Here is a 22014-nt window from a genome sequence, read left to right as displayed (position 1 = left end):
GATTGGAAAAGACAAGCAAATTCAGAGAATTACTGGATCCCAGCCTTCGCTGGGATGACACCATACGTTCTGATTGAGCAGGTTGCCCTTTACCGCTTTCGCGAAGGCTGGCCATCGATTAGCCTCCCGGCAACGGCTGTCCGCGACCGGGCAGACCTTCGCCCGTGTACGACTGTTCGAACCGGAAAGGGAAACCGATGGACGATCTCAAACTCAGCAGAGCCTTCACGCTGATCGAACCCGGGCCAGTCGTTCTGGTGACGACTCATGACGGGACGAAGGACAACATCATGACCATTACCTGGACCATGGTGATGGGCTTTTCCGCGGAGTTCGCGATCACCACCGGGCCCTGGAACCATTCCTACGCGGCCTTGCGCGACACGAAGGAATGTGTGCTCTCCATTCCCACGGTCGACCTGATCGACACAGCCGTCGGCATCGGGGTGTGTTCGGGAGTTGATACGGACAAATTCGAGAAATTCGGCCTGACCCGCGTCAACGGCAGACACGTCAAAGCGCCGCTGATCAAGGAATGTCTCGCCAACATCGAATGCCGGGTCGTCGACTTCGTCGACCGGCACAGCATTATCGTTCTCGAGGGCGTCGCCGCCTATATCGACAACGCCCGCAAGGAAAAAAGAATGATCCACGCGGTGGGCGACGGGACCTTCATCGTGGACGGCGACACCATCGACCGAAAAGAGATGATGCGCTCCAAGCTTCCGTCCGGCCTTTAGGGCATTCAACTTTCGCGCAATGTGGCCGAGGACGCCGGAGCGCCCTCGTCCTGTTTCATCAAAAGGTTCTTTTTCAGGCGTCGTCCCATAACTCCTCGGAGACCCGGACCACCAGTTCCAGCTTGCGTCGCTGGTCGTCCTCGGTCACCGCGTTGCCTTCCTGGGTCGAGGCGAAGCCGCATTGCGGCGCGATGCCCAACTGGTCCATATCGACATATTTCGAGGCCTGGTCGAAAAGACGCTTGATGTCGTCCATGCTTTCCAGTTCGGGCGTCTTGGTGGTGATGAAGCCGGGCATTACGCGCTTTGTGCCTTTGGGCAGCAGACCCAACGGCTCCAGTCCGCCCGCACGCTCGCTGTCGTATTCCATGAAATAGATATCGACCGAGGTCTTGTTGAAGATCGCATCCGCGGCCGCGTCATAGCCACCGGTCGCGATGAAGGTGGATTTGAAGTTGCCGCGGCACATATGCATGCCGATGGTCATGTCGGCGGGCCGGTCCTTGATCGCCTGTTCCAGCATCCAGGCATAGCGGTCGATCAGCCAGTCGGGATCCTGCCCCATGGCCGCACGGATCCCGCGCTGTTTCTCGTCGCCGAGATAGGCGAAGTAGATGTCATCCAGCTGCAGATAGCGGCAGCCTGCATCATAGAAAGCCTGCACCGCCTTCTTGTAGGTCTCCGCGATGCTTGCGAAAAACGTGTCGTGATCGTGATAGGGCGTGTGCAGGTTGTTTTCCGGCGTGACCCGGAAATGCACGGCCGATGGACCCGGGATGGAGATCTTCGGACAAACCTTGGTGTTGGCGGCGACGAACTTGAAATGCTCCAGCATCGGGTGATCGGCCGGAAAGTTCAGCGGCCCGGTAATGCGCGGAAGCTTCTGCACCGTGGCGCCCTTGAAGCCGAGCGCATCGCTCTCGAGCTCAAAGATTTCCATCCCGTCGAGCATGTCCATGAAATCGTAGTGCCAGTAGGCGCGGCGGGCCTCGCCATCTGTCACGACCTTGAGCCCGACCTCTTCCTGCATCCGGATCACGGCGGGGATTTCACGATCCTCGATCTCCTTCAGGGCCGCGCCGGTGGTGCCGGCCGCACGGGCTTCGGCAATGGCTGCGGGCCGCAGTAGGCTGCCCACATGGTCTGCGCGAAACGGCGGCTTCAGGGATCCGGTCTCTTTTTTGACGTCTGTCATCTTGGTTTTCTCCTCTCGCCGGCCTGTACAGGTCAGCGGAATGCCCGCAAATCGCGCGGGCGGTTTCGGACATCACCTTCAAGGGGGGTGCCGGTTGAGGCAATCCCTTTCCCGGAGCGTGCGCCGCGTCCGGAACAGGTGTGCTTCCGGCAGGTTTCCTGACTTGCGGCTCAGCGCGAAAACCGTCCTTCCCGGCCCGGTTCCAGGCCAGTGGTTCGTCGGTTTCGCTCACCGCTCTCAGTTGCGGGGGCAGTCGCGGTTTGGGGGGAGGCACCGCGCCGCAGTTCCCTATTCGCCGGGACGCGTGGCCCTGGCACCGGAAGCAGGTGTTTGTGTCCGATTTAGGCGGGGTGCTGTCAAGGGTGGAAGGCTATGAATCCGATCGAGCCCAGCATTCACACCCACGCGTCCGTTTCAGGCTTCTCCATGTCGCAATCGGCGCTTGGACGCAGTCCGTTGCGGCTAAAATGGAGCCAACATGTCGGGTGCGGCCCCTCGGGGCCGAGAATTGGGAAGCCGGTGCAACTCCGGCGCTGCCCCCGCAACGGTAAAGGACGGCATACGCGCGGCAACAGACCACTAGGGAGGAGCCCCTGGGAAGGTGTCGCGTGAAAGCCCCGCAAGGGGCGGGTCCCAAGCCCGGAAACCAGCCTGTCATGACGTCAAACCGCGGGTGGCGGTGGGGGCGATCATGCGTCGTGCCTGTTTCCTGGGCTCGGGCGTGCTCTCCCCTGTTCCTTCCCCCGTTTTCAAGAGCTGCCGGCAGCACCCGCCCGGCAACGGAGACAGGGCCATGGACGCAGAGGCCAGAGCACGTGACCTTCTGACCCGGCAAAGGCCGGGCTATTCCCTCGATCAGGCATTTTATGTCGATCCGGACCTTTTCGCGCTGGATCTTGAGCGGATCCATTATCGCGACTGGCTCTATGCCATTCCGGCTTGCGCGGTTCCAAAGCCCGGCAGTTACGTCACCCATCGCGTCGGCGCCTACGGCCTGATGATCGTGCGCGGTCAGGACGGGCAGATTCGCGCCTTCCACAACACCTGTCGGCATCGGGGGTCGATCATCTGCAAGGGCGCCTCGGGGCATGTGCCGAAGCTGGTCTGTCCCTATCACCAGTGGACCTACGAACTGGACGGGCGCCTGCTTTGGGCGCGGGACATGGGCGGCGATTTCGATCCGGCCGCCCACGGGCTCAAGCCGATCCACTGCCGTGACCTCGCAGGCCTGGTTTACATCTGCCTGGCCGATCAGGCTCCGGATTTCGACACGTTCGCCGACCTTGCCACCCCCTATCTGGCTCCGCATGATCTGGGTAACGCGAAGATCGCCCATCAGAGCACGATCATCGAGAACGGCAACTGGAAGCTGGTCTGGGAGAACAACCGCGAATGCTATCATTGCGGCGGTAACCACCCGGCGCTCTGCCGCACCTTCCCCGACGATCCTGCCGTGACGGGGATCGAGGAGGGGGACATGCCTGCAGGTCTGGCAGCGCATTTCGACCGGTGTGAAGCCGCCGGCCTGCCCTCGCGGTTCCACCTGTCGATGGACGGCCGCTACAGGCTGTCGCGCGCGCCGCTGAAGGTCGGCGCCAAAAGCTACACCATGAGCGGTGACATCGCGGTCCGGCGCTGGCTGGGACGCGTCCCGTTCGACGATGCCGGGACGCTCATGAAGTTCCATTATCCCACCACCTGGAACCACTTTCTGCCGGATCATTCCATCACCTTCCGAGTGACGCCCATCGACGCCACCCACACCGAGGTGCAGACCACTTGGCTGGTGAACAAGGATGCGGTCGAAGGCGTGGACTACGACCTCAAGACCCTCACCGAGGTCTGGATCGAAACCAATGACGAGGATCGCCGCGTGGTCGAGGACAACCAGATCGGCATCAATTCGCCCGCCTATGAGCCCGGTCCCTATTCCGTTCTTCAGGAAAGCGGGGTCAGCCAGTTCGTGGACTGGTATTGCGATACTCTCGGCACGCGTCTGTCGCCGCTGCAGGTAGCAGCGGAATGAGGGTGCCGCAGCCGACCATCTCCCATCCGGTTCAGGTGTGGGACGGGACCGAGATGCTTGAGTGCGTCTCGATCATTCCGGAGGCGCCCGATGTCGCGAGCTTCTGCTTCCAGTCGCCCACCGGCGCCCTGTTTTCCTATGTGCCGGGTCAGTTCCTGACGCTGGAATTGCCGGTGCCGGGCGGACCGCTCTACCGGACCTATACGATTTCCTCCTCTCCGTCGCGGCCGATGTCCGTCTCGGTCACGGTAAAGGCACAGAAGGGCAGCATCGGCACCCGCTGGATGCTGGACAATCTGCAGCCGGGGATGCGGATCCGCGCCTCGGCTCCGGCGGGAACCTTTTCCAGCCATCACCACCCGTCGGAAAAATACCTCTTCATTTCCGCCGGCTCCGGCATCACGCCGATGATATCGATGACCACCTGGATGTTCGACCTGGGTCGTCCCGCAGACGTGGTCTTCGTCAACTGCGCGCGCCGTCCGTCGGAAATCATCTTTCGCCAGCGGCTGGAGCACATGGCGAGCCGGTTCCCGGAAATCGACCTGAAATTCGTGGTCGAGGAGACCGACCGCTACCAGCCCTGGACCGGCTATCAGGGCACGTTCAACCAGTTAATGCTGGGCCTGATGGCGCCCGACTATCTGGAGCGTGAGGTCTTCTGTTGCGGGCCGGAACCTTTCATGCAGGCAGTACGGGAAGCCTTGACGGGCCTCGGCTTCCCCATGGAGCGTTATCATCAGGAAAGCTTCCACCCCTCGTTGGCCGAAGAAGCCGCCAACCCGGTCGAAGGCGATGTTGTTCCCGACGAGGCGGCGCCTGCGGAGGTTGCGTTCGCGCTCTCAGGGGTGACCCAGACCTGCGCCGAGACCGACACCATCCTCGCCACCGCGCGAACGGCCGGATTGAACATTCCCTCCGGCTGTACCTTCGGCGTCTGTGGTACCTGCAAGATCAAGAAGGTCTCGGGCCAGGTGCATATGGTGCACAATGGCGGCATCACCGATGAGGATATCGAGGCAGGCTACGTTCTGGCCTGCTGTTCCCATCCGATCGGCAAGGTGGAAGTGGAAGTCTGACGGATCTCCGTTCGGCTCCGCTCTGGTTGCCTGTGTCAGCTTGGCAGATGTCACCGGACATTTCCGCAGTGATAAGGTCGGCGTCATCAGCGCCGTTTCAACCGGCCAGTCAACGCTACATTGCAGAGGCAAAAGGACCGTGACGAGTACCCGAATTCAGAATCAGAGCCTGCGCGCGCGGATCATGAGTGCAGAGGATGCCGCCGCCCTCATCCAACCTTCCACGACGATCGGGATGAGCGGATTTACCGGTTCCGGCTATCCGAAATCGGTGCCGTTGGCTCTGGCGCAGCGGATCGAGGACGAACATGCGGCGGGCAATCCGTTTCGCGTGAAGATCTGGACGGGGGCCTCGACCGGGCCGGAACTCGACGGGGCGCTGGCCAAGGCGGACGGCATCGAATTCCGCCTGCCTTACAATTCCGATCCGGTTGCCCGTGAAAAGATCAATGCCGGCGAAATGCACTATTTCGACATGCATCTGAGCCAGGTCGCGCCGATGGCCTGGCAGGGCTTCCTCGGCCCGCTCGACACCGCGGTCGTCGAGATTTCCGGCATTACCCCGGACGGGACGCTGATCCCGTCCTCCTCGATCGGCAACAACAAGACGTGGCTGGACCAGGCGAAGCAGATCATCCTGGAAGTGAACAGCTGGCAGAGCGAAGCGCTCAACGGGATGCACGACATCTATTACGGCACCGCCCTGCCGCCGCACCGCAAGCCGATCCCGCTGGAGCGCCCGGACGACCGGATCGGCCAGGCGCACTTCCAGGTCGATCCCGACAAGATCGTCGCCATCGTCGAGACCGACGCGCCGGACCGGAACCTGCCCTTCGCCGAGCCCGACGACGTGGCCACCGCCATTGCCGGACATCTGCTGGAATTCTTCGTCCACGAGGTGAAGGTCGGCCGGCTGCCGGCAGACCTTCTGCCGCTGCAATCGGGCGTCGGCAATGTCACCAATGCGGTGTTGGCCGGCCTGATGGATGCGCCCTTCAGCAACATGACCGCCTATACCGAGGTGATCCAGGACGGGATGCTCGATCTGCTGGAAGCCGGCAAACTTCGCATGGCCTCCGCGACCGCCTTCTCGCTCAGCCCCGATGCGGCGGAACGCTTCAACCGGGAGGCAGCGCGCTTTCGGGACAAGCTGATCCTGCGCCCGCAAGAGATCTCCAACCATCCCGAACTCGTCCGCCGGCTCGGCTGCCTCGCCATGAACGGCCTGATCGAGGCCGATATCTATGGCAATGTGAACTCCACCCATGTCATGGGCTCGCGGATCCAGAACGGGATCGGCGGTTCGGGGGACTTCGCGCGCAATGCCTATGTCTCGATCTTCATGACGCCGTCCACCGCCAAGGGCGGCAAGATCTCCGCCATCGTGCCCCAGGCCTCCTACGTCGATCACGCCAGCCAGGATGTGCAGGTGGTCGTGACCGAACAGGGGCTGGCCGATCTTCGCGGTCTCAGCCCGAAACAGCGGGCGGAAGCGATCATCGCCAATTGCGCCCATCCGGCCTACCGTCCCATGCTCCAGGACTATTACGACCGCGCCCGGCAGACGTCCTTCGGACAACACGCGCCGAACATCCTGAGCGAAGCGCTGTCCTGGCATCAGCGCTATGTCGAGACCGGCTCGATGCTGCCGACGTAGATCTCGGGATTCGGACGGCCACGCCGGTGCTGGCTCGATTTCGTGTTATCCTGATGGCAATTGCGCGAGGAATGCCGTGATCCCGACGAGACAACAAATAGCCGCTTTGCTGATTTTGGGATCCCTGTCTCTGACAGGGTCTCTTGCCGATGCGGCCGAGCGCAAGGCAATGCCGGTGGACGAGGCGGCCCAGGTGCAAGGGTTCGAAGCCTACAGAAACGACCTGCTGGCGGCCATCGCGCGGCGTGACGTGGAAGCGGTCGTCGCCAGTGCGGCGCCGGACATCGAACTCAGTTTCGGCGGCGATGCCGGTCACGATGCCCTGCGGAAGTTCCTGACCCTGTCGGAAGACGATCTGGCCGACGAATACAAGGATCAGGCGGCCGTCATGCGCGAGGGCTACTGGGACGCTATGGAAGAGGTGCTTCGCCTGGGTGGCAAGGCCGACGGTCCGGATGCATTCGATGCCCCGTACACATGGACGGTGGAACTGAGCGAGACCGACGACCCGTTCACCATCTATTTCGTCGTCGACCGTGAAGTTCCCATGCGCGACCGGCCCAACCGCCATGGCGCGGTGATCCGGACCCTTGCCTATGACGTCGTGCAGGCGATCGACGGCGGCGAGGGGACCGGTTTCCTGAAGGTCCGCCTTCAAACCGGCGAGACCGGCTTCATCGACAAGACCCAACTGCGCAGCGCGATCGACTATCGCGCCCGGTTCGAACGGGGCCCCGCAGGTTGGAAGATGGTGTTCTTCCTTCAGGGCGATTGACGCGCAGGAATAACGCCCGGATCAGGACCGCAGTTCTGTTCCTTTATTTCGGGTTGCCGGATTTATCCGGCACCGCGTTTTGCGGGCTCGTCACGCTCCGTTGTTCGACGCGCGCAATTTCATGATCCAGGAAATACGCCAGCGCCGTCCGGATCGCGACGACCGCGGCGACAATGCCGACTTCGCTCAAAGTCCGGTGAATGATGGAATGCAGAATGTCGGAGACAATGAGCGCTTCCAATCCGGCCAGCAGCCAGCGCCCCAGGGTAATTCGGAATTTGATCAGGACCGGCCCTGACAGCCTCTCCGCCCAATTGCCTTCGGAGGAAAAGAACGTACGTGCCGCCAGCGATATGGAAACGACCAGGCCGGTCACCAGAAGACCGATGACGAGGAAGTCGATCAAGTTTGCGATTTTTTCAACGAAATGAATCACATGACCCCGCGTCGACAATCAGGAATCCCAAGTACCTTGAGAGAATAATACTTTTACACGAATGTCAGTAAGGGCTGAAATACTCATTCCCGGATTTTCATCGGTAGTCAGGGGAATTACAGCTGGAAAATCGCGAATTCCATAATATCCTCGGCCAATAACGAAAGACAATCCTGCCGCTTTGCGCGGCGGCGCCGGCGCGTCAATAAATCTGCAAACCCAAGACATTTTGCTGACTTCCGGTCAGTGCATGCATTGAGGTGATGGAATGACTGAAGGTGCAAAGTCAGTTGCGCAAACGGTCGAAGCCGGTCCCTGGGTCCAGACGGCCGAGGCCGTTGGCGAGAGCCTGCAGGGCGATCTGGCAAATGGCCTTTCCAGCGAAGCCGCGAAAGCAAAGCTGGCTGAGATCGGCCCGAACCGGCTTTCCGAGGCCGCTGCCGTTTCGCCGGTCATCCTGTTCCTTAGCCAGTTCAAGAACCCGCTGCTGATCATCCTGATGGCCGGCGCGCTCATCTCCGCCTACACCGGCCATCTGGTCGACGCGATCGCAATTGGCGTCATCGTTGTCCTCAACGCTGTCATCAGTTTCATGCAGGAATTCCACGCGGCCAAGTCGCTCGCCGCCCTCAAGGACATGGCCGCGCCCAAGGCCTTTGTGAAGCGGGATGGGAAGTGGTCCGAAATTCCTGCAGCCGATATCGTCCCTGGAGACCTGCTCCGCTTCAAGGCCGGCGACATCATTGCGGCCGATGTGCGTTTGTCCCAGGCCGCGCGTCTTGCCATTGATGAAGCGGCCCTGACCGGCGAATCCGAGCCGGTCGACAAACACACCCTGGCGATCACTTCTGACGACACCGTCCTGGCCGACCGCCTGAACATGGGCTTCATGAGCACCAAGGTGGCCAACGGCACCGGCGAAGGCATCGCCGTTGCCACCGGCATGGCGACCGAGGTCGGCCATATCGCCAACCTGATGGCCAATGCCGAGGAGCCGAAAACCCCGCTGCAGCAGCGCATCGAAACGCTGTCCCATATCCTGATCGGTGCGGCCCTGGCCGTTGTCGCCGTCGTCATCGGGATCGGGGTCTTCCATGGAATGGACCTGACGGAGATGCTCAACTCCGGCATCTCGTTGTCCGTCGCCGCAATCCCGGAAGGCCTGCCGACTGTCGTTACCATCGTGCTCACGCTCGGGTCGCAGCAGATGGTGCGAAACAACGCGCTCGCGCGGAAACTGTCCTCCGTCGAAACGCTTGGCACCACTTCGGTCATCTGTTCCGACAAGACCGGCACCCTGACCCAGAACCAGATGCAGGTCATGCGCACCTGGGCCGGGGGCAAGGTCTGGGAGGTTACCGGCGAGGGCTTCGATCCGAACGGACAGTTTCTCGACGGGCAGGGCAACGCCGCCGACATCGAGCAGGAAATCGATCTCAAGCGGATGCTGAACATCTCGGTCTATTGCAACGATGCCGAACTGATCGAGGTCGACGGACGGCCGGCGGTCCAGGGGAACCCGACCGAAGGCGCGCTCGTCGTCGCAGGGGCAAAGGTCGGGCTGACCCGTCAGCGGCTTCACGACGAGAATGTCGAAACCCTGCAGATGTTCCCGTTCGATTCCACCCGCAAGATGATGAGCGTTCATATCAAGCTGCCGAGCGGGGGAAAGTACCTCGTCGCCAAGGGTGCGCCCGACGTCATTCTGTCTCGAGCAAAGGAAATCCAGATCAACGGCGAACTGGTGCCGCTTACCGACGAGCGCCGCGCCGAGATCGAGACGGTGATCGAGGATTTCGGCGAGCGCGCGTTGCGCACCCTGGCTATCGCCTACCGCTCGGCGGAAGACGGAACCTTCGACCCCAATAATCCCGAACAGGACATCACCCTGATCGGCATTCACGGCATCATGGATCCGCCGCGTCCCCAGGTGAAGGCCGCCGTGAGCGATGCCACCAGTGCCGGAATCCGGACGGTGATGATCACCGGCGACCATGCGGTGACGGCGCAGGCCATCGCCGAGCAAATCGGCATTCGCACATCCGAGGACCAGACCGTTCATACGGGCGCAGAACTCGACAAGCTCGACGACAGGGAACTGGAGCAGATCGTGCCGCATGCGGCCGTCTTTGCAAGGGTCACGCCGGAGCACAAGCTGCGCATCGTCAAGGCGCTGCAGAACACCGGCGAAGTCGCCGCCATGACCGGCGACGGCGTCAACGATGCGCCTGCGCTGCGCACCGCCGATATCGGCGTCGCCATGGGCATTACCGGAACGTCGGTTGCCAAGGACAGCGCCGCGCTCGTGTTGCTGGACGACAATTTCTCCACCATCGTGCATGCGGTGCGCGAGGGGCGCCGGATCTACGACAATCTTCTGAAATTCATCCGCCAGGCCCTGACCGCGAACGTGGCGGAGGTCTCGACCATCCTGCTCGCCTTCGTGCTGATGGGGGCGGATCCTCTGATGCCGCTGACCCCTTTGATGATCCTGTGGGTCAATCTGGTGTCCGACGGTATTCCGGCTCTGGCGCTTGGCTTTGAAGAGGCCGAGGACGATGTCATGAAACGCGCGCCGCGCGCCCGGAACGAGGACATTTTCGCAGGCGGCCTGAAAGAGCGCATCCTGATCCGCGGCCTCGCGGTCGGCGGCGTCAGCTACTACGTCTTCCAGAATGCGCTCGGCCGCGACCTCGATCTGACGACGGCACAGACGATGGCCTTCGTCACCATCATGTTCGCCCAGATCTGGCATATCTTCGATGCCCGTTCGACGACGACCCTGTTCCGCAAATCCCCCCTGGGCAATCCGAAGCTGCTGATGGCGATCGCGTTGTCACTGGGTCTGTCGGCGATCGCCGTCTACACGCCGTTCGGACATTTCGTGCTGGGCACGGAAAGTCTGTCCCTGAAGGCGCTGATCGGATGTTGCGGCATTGCCGCCCTGCCGACACTGGCCCTGTCTGGCGTGAAGGAAGTCTTCGGCTTCCGCTTCATCTGATCGGACGCCTAGAAGGTGCGCTGAACCCGGAAGGTGGCGTAGAGTTCGTCCTTGTCGGCCAGACCGGAAGCGGCCTTGTAATCGACCCGGCGATACTGAAGTTCCGTGCCGATATCGAGGCCGCCGACGGGATGCCAGACCAGGTTGCCGGTCAGGCCCCACTGGGAAAAGTCGCGCGCATTGGTCGCCGCATCGGCAACGTGATAGCCGCCTTCCAGATTTGCTTCCAGCATGTCGGTGAAATTGTGGTTCCAGCCGCCGCCGATGTTCCAGGATCGCGTCGTCCGGGTCACGCCACCGGTATTGATCGCATCGGTAATCTGGCTATCCCAGCTGTCCATCGGATAACCGTTTGCCCCATCCGCATAGCCGATCTGGAGGGCAATGGCGTCTCCCTGGCCGAGAGCGGGAACATTGACTTCCACGCCGCCGCCGAGCGCCCAGCCAAGCGTGCCCTTTGCGGTCGTGTCGGCAAATTTGACATGATGAAGCGCACCCATGATCTGCGCACTCCCCCAGCCCTGCTCGATCCGCAGGTTGCCAACCAGGTCCGGCAGTCTCATGCCCGCATTGCCGTTTGCGGACGTCGCCGGTGTGGCTGGCGCAATCAGCAGGGACTGCCGCGTCATCGACTCCTCGATCGACAGGGTCGCCGACAGTCCGTTCCCGAAACCGGCGGTGTAGGCCAGAAGCCTGTTCTTGACGTCTGAGTAATCCGTCAGCTGGACACCGAAGCTGTAGCCCGTCCAGAAATCGTAGAAGGATTGCGCCTCGCCGAAGGTGAAACCGCCGAGTTCGATGAAGGCATATTCGACTTCCGGCGTTTGGGCGCCGTTGATATTGCTGAAATAGACGCTTGTGTAGGTCCTCAGCAGGCCGAATTCGGTCTGGGTGCGCGCATCCAGATAAATGTAGGCGCGCGCCAGAAAGGACGTGGCGTTATCCTCGTTGCTGTCCCAGTCATTGGGCGAGCTGCCGAAGTTGTTGAGCCTGTAGTCGACCCGCAGGCGGCCACCAACACGCAGACATGTTTCGGTTCCCGGAACATAGTAGAAGCGAAGTCCATAGGCGTCACAGAGGCGCACGTAATCGACAGGCTCCGGCGCCACCGGCAGATCGGCTTCCTGTGCGAAGCCGGCTTCGGTTTCAAGACAAACCAGAGCCGCAGAGATGACGCAGAGGGAGAGGTTTTTGAAGTGCATCAAATTGGATCCTTGACTGGTTTGATAAGTTATACTTGTCGGAAATGTCAGGGGTATTACAAGAAGTATAAAAAATACTATGAGTTTACTGGTGCGGCAATTCCTTGGCGCGGAAGAAAAGTTCGATCATCCCCAGATTAATGGGCGAAATATAAAACTGCGCTGCGATTTGGGTCTCGAGATTCCCATTGGCTTATGTCCGGATGCTTTTTGCCTGGGTCATACATTCTTTGAACAGGGCAACGGCAGCCACACTAGATCCCATTTTTTGTTCGTAAACCGCTGAAAGATGGCCCGGGGCCGGACCTCGGCAGCAATCGGTGCGATCCATCCTGCCGAAGCGCGGGACATCCGGGTTTCACCTCACCAGGGCTGGTTGGCCGGGCCCACGGTGAATTCGTTGACCGTGGTGTCTTCGGGCAGCGAGACCGCGAACTCGACGACTGATGCGATCCGGTCCGGCGAGATGCCGTACTGGTCGTAGAGCGCATTGAACGCTTCGGCCGTGTTCTTGTCGGTGATCGTGGTCAAAAGCTCGGTGTTGATCGCCGCCGGGTAGATGGTGGCGGTGCGGATGTTGGTGCCTTCCATCGCGGATTCCATCCTGAGCACTTCCATGAAGGAGCGGACGAACCACTTGGTTCCGCAATAGACCCCACCGCCCAGATAGGCCTTGAGGCCGGCGACCGAGGAGGTCGCGATGACATGGCCGGATTTCTGCGCTGTAAAGGTTGGCATGACGGCAGCGACACCATTCAGCACGCCCTTGACGTTCACATCCACCATCTGGTCCCACTCATCCGTCTTGAGCGCGGAGACCGGCGAAGACGGCATAAGACCGGCATTCAGGAAGATCACGTCCAGCTTTCCGAACGTGTCCTTGGCGAGTTTGACGATGGCTTCGTTTTCTTCCGTGACGGTGACATCGAGCGCCTGATAGACGGCTTCGCCGCCGGCCTTTTTGATGTCTTCCGCGATCTTTTCCAGCTTGTCGGTGCGGCGTGCGCCGAGGACGACTTTCGCCCCCCTGCTGGCCAGCAGTTTCGCGGTCGCTTCACCGATGCCGGACGATGCGCCGGTAATGACGATGACTTTTCCCTTGATGTTGTCAGACATGATTTTCTCCTTTGTTTAAATAAAACAGGCCGTTCGCCCGGTCCGGAAAGACCGCACGTGCCTGCTGATCCGGATTTCGTGTTCGTGTCAGTCGGCCGCCTGAAAACGGACCGGAATTCCGCCGCTCTTTGCCAGTGCGTCGATCGGGCCGTCGAAGGCGCCGAGGCGAACCAGGCCCCGGGACGTCTGGAACGGCTTCAGGAAGATCGCCAGGTTGCCCCAGGGCGCGTAGAGCGTGATGTCCCCCGTCTTCGGGGTGTAGCTCGCCGGTGCGTCCGTGGTGTCGAGCTTGCGCGGCAGGTCCGCGACCTTCTCGATCCCGTGGTAGTCGGTCAGGGTCAGGTCGAGCGGCAGCAGGGCTGCTAAGTCACGGACTGCCGGCGTGTCGTCGAGCGTCGCGGAAAGCACCTCGTCTCCCACGACGACCTGGATCCTGATCATGTCAGCCTCACTGCGTTGGTCGGTTGCGTTTGCGGTCGAAACCAGTCCGAAAAGAAAGAGCGCGACGACCGGTGCAATCGGGATGAACTTCATTTCCGGCATCGCCAAGCCCCTCCGTTCGGCCTCCCCTAATGTATAGACAGGAGCGAAAACGATTAGCCCCTGTCGCGCACTGCCTCTCATGAGCCGGGTTCATGAATGGGTGACTGCATCGAAAAATGGCAATCATTCGACTCCATGAGCCCAGATCATATATTCTGAAGGTGACCTTTCATGCTGCTGGACGAAGAGATCAGGGCCTCCCTCATGCTCCGAGAAAATATCAACGACCTGATCGCCCTTGCCGCGGTTGCCGAGGAACGCAGTTTCACCCGCGCCGCCGCCCGGCTGAACGTGTCGCAATCCGCCCTGAGCCACACGATCAAGGGCCTGGAGCAGCGCCTGGGCCTGCGGCTTCTGACCAGAACCACCCGATCCGTCGCGCCGACGCTGGAAGGCGAGGACCTTCTCGCGACCCTGAACCCTTGTTTCGAAATGATCGAGGCACGCCTTCAGGCGCTCAACGACATCCGCGACGAGCCCACCGGAACCGTTCGGATCGTCGCCGTGGAATATGCGATCGAATCCCTATTGTGGCCAAAGCTCGCGCCGGTCCTGAAGGAAAACCCGTCAGTCAATGTCGAGTTCGTCATGGACTATGGCTACACGGACCTGGCCGATTCCCAGTGCGATGCGGGCGTTCGTTATGGCGACCAGGTCAGCGACGGCATGATCTCGATGCGGATCGGGCCGGATGAACGCATGATCTGTGTCGGTGCTCCTGACTATTTCGCGGAAGCCGGCGTGCCGGAGGAACCGCACGACCTTTCGGAACACCGCTGCGTCAACCTGCGCCTGTCCACCCATGGGGCTCTTTACGCCTGGGAATTCGAGGACAAGGGACGGCAACGAGATCCGGGTCAAGGTGCGCGGCCAGGCCTGTTTCAACACGATCAACCCGGTGATGCGCGCGGCAATTGACTGCAATGGTCTGGCACTGGTTCCCGAGCGTCTCGCCGCCGACCATATCGCTTCCGGAGCTCTAAAGGTCTGCCTCGAGGCCTATTCGCCGTATTTTCCGGGATTTCACCTTTATTATCCGAGCCGCCAGCGCCCCTCCTCCGCCTTCGACGTTGTCCTGAAGGCGCTGCGCGAACGCGGCTGAGCATTCATGAGACAGGATCATGATTGGCTTGAGAATGCCGGTCATTAAGCTTTGCGTCCGGCGCTCCATATCTTGCGGGTAACAAGCACACCTTTTTCAGGAGCTCCCGATGAAAACGCATTTCGCCGCCGCAGCCTTTGCCCTTATGACAACAGCCGCCGCCGCCCAGGATGCGACAAGCACCTTGCCGGCGGTGCTGTCGGGCAGGTCGCTCCCGCGCTGGAAGCCTATGCCAAGGGCAATCTCTTCGGCTCCGAATGGGCCGGCGCCGAACTCTCCATGCGGGACCGGGCACTCGTCACCTTCGCGGCCCTGATGACGCGCCACGAGATCGACACTCTCACCAGCCATATCGCCCTGGCTCTGGATGCGGGCGTTACCCCGGCCGAGATTTCGGAAACGATCACGCACCTCGCCTTCTACACCGGCTGGGGCAATGCGACCGCCGCAGCCGTTGCCGCCGCGCCGGTTTTCGAGGAGCGGGGTGTCGCCGCAGCAGACCTGCCGGCCATCGATCCCGACCTGCTTCCGCTCGACGAGAAGGCCGAAGCCGCCCGTGAGACCTTCGTCAGCGGGACCTATGGCAACGTCAGCAAGGGCGTCGTGGACAACACTCGTGAATTGCTCTTCCGCGACCTGTGGCTGCGTCCGGCCCTTGCGCCGCGCGATCGGAGCCTGGTGACGGTCGCGGCCCTGATTGCCGCCGGTCAGCCGGAACAGATGACCTTTCATTTGAACAAGGCGATGGACAACGGCCTGACTCAGGAACAAGCCGGTGCGATGTTGTCGCATCTTGCGTTCTACGCGGGGTGGCCGAAAGTCTTCTCCGCCCTTCCGGTGGCCAAGGACGTTTTTGAAAAACGCGCCCAATAAAAAACTCCGGTGGGGGGAAGCCCCGCCGGCTCCAGACAGGAGCAAGACATGAAGATCGGCATTCTGGGATCCGGACTGATGGGCTCCAAGCTTGGACGGCTCTGGGCCCAATGCGGGCATGATGTCACCTTTGCCTATTCCCGCAGGTCCTCAAAACTGGAGCGTCTGGCCCGCGACTGCGGGGCGTCCCATGGTTCCGTCGCCGAGGCCGTCGAGGAAGCCGATGCGATCCTTCTCGCCGTCCATTGGTCCCGGATCGAGGATGTCCTGGCCCAGGCCGGAGACCTCGCCGGTCAGATCGTTTTGAACTGCTGCGTGCCGCTGGATCCGACCAACACCGACCTCGTCGTCGGCACGACCACCTCCGGTGCGGAGGAACTCGCGGCGCTGCGTCCGAAGGCGCGATGGGTTTCCTGCTTCAACACGGTGCCGTCGGAGGCCTTCGCGCCCGTCTCTGCCCGCAAGGATCAAACACCGCACCCGCAGGTGCTCGTCTACGGCAACGATGCCGGAGCAAAGGACGTCGCAGGTACACTGATCCGCGACATCGGCTTCGAACCGCTCGAGGCCGGATCGCTCCGGACCGGGCGCTTCGTCGAACCCTTCGCCATGGTCACCGCGGAACTGGCTTACGGCCAACCCGGCGGCCCGGCGCTCACCTACCGTTTCGAGAAACTCAACTGAATACCCTAGGAAAGGAAATGCCATGAAAATCATTCGATCCGGCACCACGCCATCTATGCCCGGTCCCGAAGACTGGTTCACCGGCACCGTTCGCATCGACCCGCTCTTTGCCGCAGAGGAACCCGGCCGCACCGGGGGCTCCCATGTGACTTTCGAACCGGGCGCACGGACCGCGTGGCACACGCACCCGGCCGGCCAGACGCTGATCGTTACCTTCGGCCGCGGCCGCGTTCAGCGGGAAGGCGGTCCGATCGAGGAAATCTCACAGGGCGACATCGTCTGGTTCCCGGCCGAGGAAAAGCACTGGCACGGGGCATCCCCCGACACCGCCATGAGCCACATCGCCATTCAGGAAAGCATCAACGGCACGCCGGTGACCTGGATGGAAAAGGTTTCCGACGAAGACTACAACGGCTGATGGGATGCCTGCCGGGCAGGAATGCCCGGCAGGCATTGCGAATGTAAATCGGGGCGCCTGGTCGTCTCGGTTGTCATCGCGCATGGTTGTGCAACGAACGGCACCGCATCGCGCAGATTGCAGCGATGAATTTTTCTAATCACCCCATTTTTATTTCTGGTTTGTCGCTCTCCCGAGCGCCGCTTAACGTCTCCCCCAATCTGGAGAAGCCGTCAGTGGCCACGATGGGAGGAAGGCACGAATGGAAATGATCTCTCGCTACGGGACGCCGGCAACGCGTCTCGTATCGTTGATGAAGTCGCTGGAATATCCGTTCCGCAATGTTCAGGCGGGCGACAAGTTCGCGATCTTCACCGACGATCAGATGGATCCGCTGATCTGGCAGGCGATGATGGGTTTCCTCCACGCCCGCGATGCCGAGCCGTGCCTGTGCCTCTATCCCAAGCGCGCCTATCACTGCGCCGACCCGTCTCCGCTTGCCGTTGGCGCGGCCAAGGAAGCGGATGTCGTGATCGCGCTGACGACCACAGCCCTCAACAGCGGCACGCCCGGCCTGCGCGCCATCCGTTCCGAAGGCGGAGCGAAGGGCAAGACGCCGATCTGGCTCTGGGAAGAAATGAACCAGGAGATCCTGATCGACGGCGGCGGGTCCTCGACCGAGGAGGACGTGCTTGAGATGTGCGATCTCCAGCGCCGGATCGGTGAGGTCTTCGATGCCGGCAAGGAGGTGCGCGTCACCACCAAGGCCGGCACGGACCTGACCGCGGACATCACCGGATATCCGGAAGGTGCCCTGGCCAAGCGCTGGGGGGCGGTGCCCTTCGAGCGCGACCCGCAGACTGGCCGCTTCGGGCTAAGCCCGGGCACCTGGCCGTTCGGCGAGTTCCATGTCGAGCCGGCGCCCGGAACGGCGAACGGCGTCGTTGTCTGGGACGAAACGGGGCAATACCCGGCCGGCCGCTGGTCCGAACCTGTCAGCGTGCATATCGAGAACGGACGCGTGGTCGATATCACCGGCGGCCATGAGGCACGCATGATCCGCGATTACCTGAAGCGTTACGGCGACGACAACTCGTGGGTCACCGGCGGTGAAATCTCGATCGGCACGAACAAGCAGTGCCCGCCTTTCACCGGCAACATGCGCAGCGAAAAGAAACGCTACGGCGCCATGCATTTCGGCATCGGCCATGGCGCCGATCGCGGTCTGGTGACCAGCAAGTTGCGTCTGGAAGGCATTGCCGACCGCGTGACCATGGTGGTCGACGGCAAGCACACGGTCGCCCGCGACGGCGAAATTCTCGTCTAGGGGGCCGCCGCTCATGCAACCGGAATTTGGAGAAGCGGATCTGGCCGAGATCGTGGCGGGCTTCCGCGCCTCCCGCTTCACCCGTCTCGATCTTCGCTACGGAACGGTGCGCCTCGCAATTCAGAACGGCGAGGTGGAGCGCGTGGCTGAGCCGGTTACGACCGAGATCGATGAGAGCTGCACGGCCGTCGTGTCTGCGGACCTTCTCGGCACGTTTCGCTTTGCCGAGGGATCATCCGCGGCATTGATCGCATCGGCACACCTCAAGCCGGAAACGGTGATCGGCACGATCACGGTGCTCGATGAACGTGTTGAGGTGAAGGCCGGAGCCTGCGGCACCGTGAGCCACGTCGATGTCGAAGACGGTGCCTTCGTGGAATATCGCCAGCCGCTGCTTCGCCTGAGGCTGGATGAGGCGGATCAGATGCGGAGGTCGCTATGAGCCTGCGTCGCGTCCTTGTTGCCAACCGCGGCGAGATTGCCGTGCGCATCATCCGTGCCTGCGAGGCGGAAGGGATCGAGACCGTCGTCGCGGTCTCGGAAGCGGATCGGAATTCGTTGGCCGCACAAATGGCCGGACGGGCGGTCTGCATCGGTCCGAGCCCGTCGAACAAGAGCTACCTGAAGATCGACACCATCGTCGCCGCCGCCCTGGGCACGGAGTGCGATGCGGTGCATCCGGGCTACGGCTTCCTTGCCGAAAACAGCCGCCTGGCACAGCGCTGCGCGGAACATGGCGTGCGCTTCATCGGCCCCGATGCCGACACGATCCTGGAGATGGGCGACAAGATCCGGGCCCGTGCGCGGGCCAAGGCGGCCGGCGTTCCCGTGGTTCCGGGTTTCGACGACATCGCCGATTACAGCAGTGCCGAGGCGGCCGCCCTGGAGATGGGCCTGCCGGTCTTGCTCAAGGCGGCTGCAGGTGGGGGGAGGGCGCGGCATGCAGGTCGTGCGTGACTTCGCCGATCTGCGTTCCGCCTTCGAGACCGCGTCCGCCGAAGCGCTCGCAGCCTTTGGAAACGGCACGCTCTACATCGAGCGCTTCATCGGCAACGCTCGCCACGTCGAGGTCCAGGTGATGGGCGATGGCGTCGGAAATGTGATCCATCTCGGCGAGCGCGATTGCACGTTGCAGCGCCGCCATCAGAAGGTCGTCGAGGAAGGTCCGGCCACCCATGTGCCGGCGGACGTCGTCGACCGGATGCACAATGCGGCCGTCGCGCTCGCGCAGAGTGTCGGTTACGAAAACGCCGGCACGGTCGAGTTCATCTTCGATCAGGACACCGGGGAGTTTTATTTCCTTGAGATGAACACACGCATCCAGGTGGAACATCCGGTCACCGAGATGCTGACCGGCGTCGATCTCGTGCGCGAACAGCTGCGCGTCGCCGGAGGGCAGGCGCTGTCCATAAGCCAGAACGACATCCGGCTTTCGGGGCATGTCATCGAGTGCCGGATCAATGCCGAGAATGCGGCCGAGGACTTCAGGCCGTCGCCCGGACATATCCGCACCTGGCAGCAGCCGTCCGGCGACACCATCCGGATCGATACCCATTGCTTCAAGGGCTCCGATGTCCCGCCGTTCTATGACTCCCTTCTCGCCAAACTGATCGTTGGCGGGCCGGATCGTCCGGCCGCCATCCGGCGGGCCCTCGATGCGCTCGCGGACTTCGAGGTCGAGGGCGTCGACACCACCATTCCCTTCCTGAAAACACTGCTCGAACGTCCGGAATTCGGCTCAGGCGCGGTCTCTACCCGTTGGGTGGAGACCCTGATGAGCGAATCCGACCTGTTCGACGATCAAGAATGCGGCGCCCTCTCATGCAACAACTGACCTATCAGGATGTCCTGACGATCCTCCGCCTCATCGATGCCGGGCCGTTCTCGCGGTTCGAAGTCGAGTTCGAGGGAACCAGGCTCGCAGTGACCCGTGCGGCGACCACCTCCCGCGCCGCACCGGCGCCGGCGGAGGTAAAACAGGCTGACGAGAAACCGGCCCCGGCGGTTGGGCAAACGCATGCGGCACAGGCCGGAGATTTCCCGGACGCCTGGGCCGTCCGCTCACCGATGGCGGGCACGTTCTATGCCGCGCCTTCTCCCGGCGCACCGCCGTTTGTGGAGGTAGGCGCCACGGTCGGCAAGGCCGATCAACTCGGGTCGGTGGAAGTCATGAAGCTCTTCACCGCCATCCGCGCGCCCTTCGCCGGCACCGTCCGCGCGATCGCGGTGGCCAACGAGGAGCTGGTCGAGAAGGACGGGCTGATCCTGTGGATCGAACCGGCCGACGAAACGAGCGAAGAAAAGCAAGGGAACTGATGGTGAAACGTCTCGGCATCCTCGACGAAACCTTGCGCAATGCGCAGCAATCGCTCTGGGCGACGCGCATGCGCACCGAATCCATGCTGCCGATCGCATCGGTGATGGACGAAGCGCGCTTTGACACGATCTGCGTCGCCGCCGGCGTCAGTTTCGAAACCGCGGCCATGTATCTTTATGAGGATCCGTGGGAACGCATGCGGCTGTTGCGCCGTGAAGCGCCGCGGACCGGCTTCGACGTGCTGGTGCGCGCGCGCAACCTCTGGGGCTGGCGCGCGCAGCCATACGATGTCCAGACGCTGTTTCTGGAAGTGCTTCAGCGCAACGGCGTGACCAGCTTCAAGCTTTTCGACGGCCTCAACGACCTGCGGAACATGGATCACCTTCTGGCGGAAGGCCTGCGCCTCGGCTTCGAGGTCAAGGGCTTTGTCGGCTTCAACGAAAGCCCGGCGCATACCGACGCCTATCTCGCGGGAAAGGCGAAGGAGTTCGCCGATCGCAGCGTGCACGCGCTTGTGCTGTCGGATTCAGCCGGCGTCATGCTGCCCGAGCGCGCGCGCAGTTCGTTGCAGGCGGTCAGGGCCGCGATCGGCGACCTCGAACTGCATTTCCATTGCCATACCGCAACGGGTCTCGGCCGCGACTCCTGCCGCGAGGCCATTCGTGCCGGCGTCGACGTTCTCTGGACCGCCTCCCGCCCGCTGGCCTGGGGCGCCGCCCTGCCGTCCACGCTCGACATCATCGAGATGGCGCGCGAGGAAGGCCGCACGGTCGATGTCGATGAGGATCGTGTGCGCGAGATCGACGACTGGTTCTATTGGGTCGCCCACCAGGAGGGCAAGGAAGTGCCCGAGGAACGGCCCTTCGATCCGGCCTATCACCAGCGCTATGTCGGTCACCAGATCCCCGGCGGGATGATCTCGAACCTCGTGAAACAGCTGCATGACCGCGACATGGGACATCTTCTGCCGCAGGTTCTGGAAGAAGCCCGCCGCGTTCGTGAGGAACTCGGCTTTCCGCACATGTCCACGCCGTTTTCGCAGTTCGTTGGCGTCCAGTCGCTGATGAACGTCCTGCAGGGTGAACGCTATGCGAGCCCGCCCGAAGCGCTTCAGCTTTATGCGCGCGGGGCCTTCGGCGAACCGATCGCGCCGCTCGACCCGGACATTAAGGACCGGCTGGTCGGCGATGCTCCGCCGATCGATCCGCTCGAGGGGCTCGACGAGCCTGTTCTGCCGAAGATCCGCGCGGAGCATGGCCCGTTCGAGTCGGATGAGGACCTGCTGCTCTTCCTGTTCCTGCATCCTGCGGCGTATAGGGACTTCAAGGCCAACCGCAAGCCGATCGTGCGGAAGCCCAGGTTGCACCCGGTGGCCGCGCTCACGAGCGAACTGATGAAGCGGGATGACATCACAAGCCTGGAGATCGAGCGCGGCGCCCTGCGGCTGTCGCTTTCGAAAGAGGCCGCACCGGCGGCCGGGTGATCCGCCCGCTGACTGGAAGTTTCAATATGGCGCGGGAGGCGTCAAAACATGGGAGGAATGA

General features: G+C 62.1%; 18 protein-coding genes, 2 pseudogenes and 2 riboswitches. Of the genes and pseudogenes, 15 read left to right on the top strand and 5 right to left on the bottom strand.

Annotated features, from left to right (window positions below):
- The first annotated feature begins 197 nt into the window (after positions 1-197).
- Positions 198-740 (top strand): flavin reductase family protein, encoded by a 543-nt coding sequence (locus tag ABIN98_RS22785; protein WP_346913442.1) that lies wholly within the window; start codon positions 198-200, stop codon positions 738-740.
- A 73-nt stretch (positions 741-813) separates the two neighbouring features.
- On the opposite strand, the gene ABIN98_RS22780 is transcribed toward ABIN98_RS22785, so the two are convergent.
- On the bottom strand, positions 814-1935 hold the full coding sequence (locus tag ABIN98_RS22780) for a 5-methyltetrahydropteroyltriglutamate--homocysteine S-methyltransferase (protein WP_346913440.1): 1122 nt from the start codon (positions 1933-1935) through the stop codon (positions 814-816).
- Positions 1936-2065: 130 nt separating this feature from the next.
- Positions 2066-2271, bottom strand: a riboswitch (cobalamin riboswitch).
- 130 nt (positions 2272-2401) lie between these two features.
- A riboswitch (cobalamin riboswitch) is annotated at positions 2402-2605 on the top strand.
- A 123-nt stretch (positions 2606-2728) separates the two neighbouring features.
- Here ABIN98_RS22780 and ABIN98_RS22775 point away from each other — a divergent pair.
- From ABIN98_RS22775 to ABIN98_RS22760, 4 genes are all read left to right on the top strand, one after another.
- Positions 2729-3961, top strand: a complete 1233-nt coding sequence (locus ABIN98_RS22775; RefSeq protein ID WP_346913438.1) for an aromatic ring-hydroxylating dioxygenase subunit alpha — start codon at positions 2729-2731, stop codon at positions 3959-3961.
- Positions 3958-5040 (top strand): hybrid-cluster NAD(P)-dependent oxidoreductase, encoded by a 1083-nt coding sequence (locus tag ABIN98_RS22770; protein WP_346913436.1) that lies wholly within the window; start codon positions 3958-3960, stop codon positions 5038-5040. The genes ABIN98_RS22775 and ABIN98_RS22770 overlap by 4 nt, the downstream gene beginning before the upstream one ends.
- 139 nt (positions 5041-5179) lie before the next feature.
- Complete coding sequence (locus tag ABIN98_RS22765; protein WP_346913434.1) at positions 5180-6697, top strand: acetyl-CoA hydrolase/transferase family protein; 1518 nt, start codon at positions 5180-5182, stop codon at positions 6695-6697.
- A gap of 76 nt (positions 6698-6773) precedes the next feature.
- Entirely contained in the window at positions 6774-7472 is a 699-nt protein-coding gene (locus tag ABIN98_RS22760; protein ID WP_346913432.1) for a hypothetical protein, read from the top strand.
- Between the two features lie 43 nt (positions 7473-7515).
- Here ABIN98_RS22760 and ABIN98_RS22755 read toward each other — a convergent pair whose 3' ends face one another.
- Positions 7516-7926 carry a DUF1622 domain-containing protein gene (locus ABIN98_RS22755; protein ID WP_346913430.1) on the bottom strand — a complete coding sequence of 137 codons (411 nt, stop codon included), beginning with the start codon at positions 7924-7926 and terminating at the stop codon, positions 7516-7518.
- 250 nt (positions 7927-8176) lie between these two features.
- On the opposite strand from ABIN98_RS22755, the gene ABIN98_RS22750 reads away from it, so the two are divergent.
- Complete coding sequence (locus ABIN98_RS22750; RefSeq protein ID WP_346913428.1) at positions 8177-10909, top strand: cation-translocating P-type ATPase; 2733 nt, start codon at positions 8177-8179, stop codon at positions 10907-10909.
- Between the two features lie 8 nt (positions 10910-10917).
- Here the strand turns inward: ABIN98_RS22750 and ABIN98_RS22745 are convergent, their stop codons facing one another.
- From ABIN98_RS22745 to ABIN98_RS22735, 3 genes are all read right to left on the bottom strand, one after another.
- The gene (locus ABIN98_RS22745; RefSeq protein WP_346913426.1) at positions 10918-12111 is read right to left on the bottom strand and encodes a porin; all 1194 of its coding nucleotides are present in this window, start codon (positions 12109-12111) and stop codon (positions 10918-10920) included.
- A 363-nt stretch (positions 12112-12474) separates the two neighbouring features.
- A complete protein-coding gene (locus ABIN98_RS22740; protein WP_346913424.1) occupies positions 12475-13227 on the bottom strand; it encodes an SDR family oxidoreductase in 753 nt (250 codons plus the stop codon).
- 87 nt (positions 13228-13314) lie between these two features.
- Positions 13315-13770: a cyclophilin-like fold protein gene (locus ABIN98_RS22735; RefSeq protein ID WP_346913422.1), complete on the bottom strand. Its 456-nt coding sequence runs from the start codon at positions 13768-13770 to the stop codon at positions 13315-13317.
- Between the two features lie 204 nt (positions 13771-13974).
- Between ABIN98_RS22735 and ABIN98_RS22730 the strand changes: the two are divergent.
- From ABIN98_RS22730 to ABIN98_RS22690, 9 genes and pseudogenes are all read left to right on the top strand, one after another.
- Positions 13975-14872: pseudogene (locus ABIN98_RS22730) on the top strand (LysR family transcriptional regulator).
- Positions 14873-14944: 72 nt separating this feature from the next.
- Positions 14945-15745 (top strand): carboxymuconolactone decarboxylase family protein, encoded by an 801-nt coding sequence (locus ABIN98_RS22725; RefSeq protein ID WP_346913416.1) that lies wholly within the window; start codon positions 14945-14947, stop codon positions 15743-15745.
- 48 nt (positions 15746-15793) lie between these two features.
- Positions 15794-16429 carry an NADPH-dependent F420 reductase gene (locus ABIN98_RS22720; RefSeq protein WP_346913414.1) on the top strand — a complete coding sequence of 212 codons (636 nt, stop codon included), beginning with the start codon at positions 15794-15796 and terminating at the stop codon, positions 16427-16429.
- 22 nt (positions 16430-16451) lie between these two features.
- Positions 16452-16847, top strand: coding sequence for a cupin domain-containing protein (locus ABIN98_RS22715; protein WP_346913412.1), 396 nt, complete (start codon positions 16452-16454; stop codon positions 16845-16847).
- A 241-nt stretch (positions 16848-17088) separates the two neighbouring features.
- Entirely contained in the window at positions 17089-18153 is a 1065-nt protein-coding gene (locus ABIN98_RS22710; RefSeq protein WP_346913410.1) for a hypothetical protein, read from the top strand.
- 13 nt (positions 18154-18166) lie between these two features.
- A complete protein-coding gene (locus ABIN98_RS22705; RefSeq protein WP_346913408.1) occupies positions 18167-18595 on the top strand; it encodes a hypothetical protein in 429 nt (142 codons plus the stop codon).
- A pseudogene (locus tag ABIN98_RS22700) lies at positions 18592-19987 on the top strand (acetyl/propionyl/methylcrotonyl-CoA carboxylase subunit alpha). The gene ABIN98_RS22705 and the pseudogene ABIN98_RS22700 overlap by 4 nt, the downstream one beginning before the upstream one ends.
- Entirely contained in the window at positions 19975-20469 is a 495-nt protein-coding gene (locus ABIN98_RS22695) for a biotin/lipoyl-containing protein (RefSeq protein WP_346913402.1), read from the top strand. The pseudogene ABIN98_RS22700 and the gene ABIN98_RS22695 overlap by 13 nt, the downstream one beginning before the upstream one ends.
- Positions 20469-21953, top strand: a complete 1485-nt coding sequence (locus tag ABIN98_RS22690; protein ID WP_346913400.1) for a hypothetical protein — start codon at positions 20469-20471, stop codon at positions 21951-21953. Before ABIN98_RS22695 ends, ABIN98_RS22690 begins: the two co-directional genes overlap by 1 nt.
- The last annotated feature ends 61 nt before the right edge of the window (positions 21954-22014 follow it).

The organism is uncultured Roseibium sp. (assembly GCF_963675095.2).
In the GTDB taxonomy this organism is placed as follows: domain Bacteria; phylum Pseudomonadota; class Alphaproteobacteria; order Rhizobiales; family Stappiaceae; genus Roseibium.
This window is presented reverse-complemented; position numbering and strand designations above follow the sequence as displayed.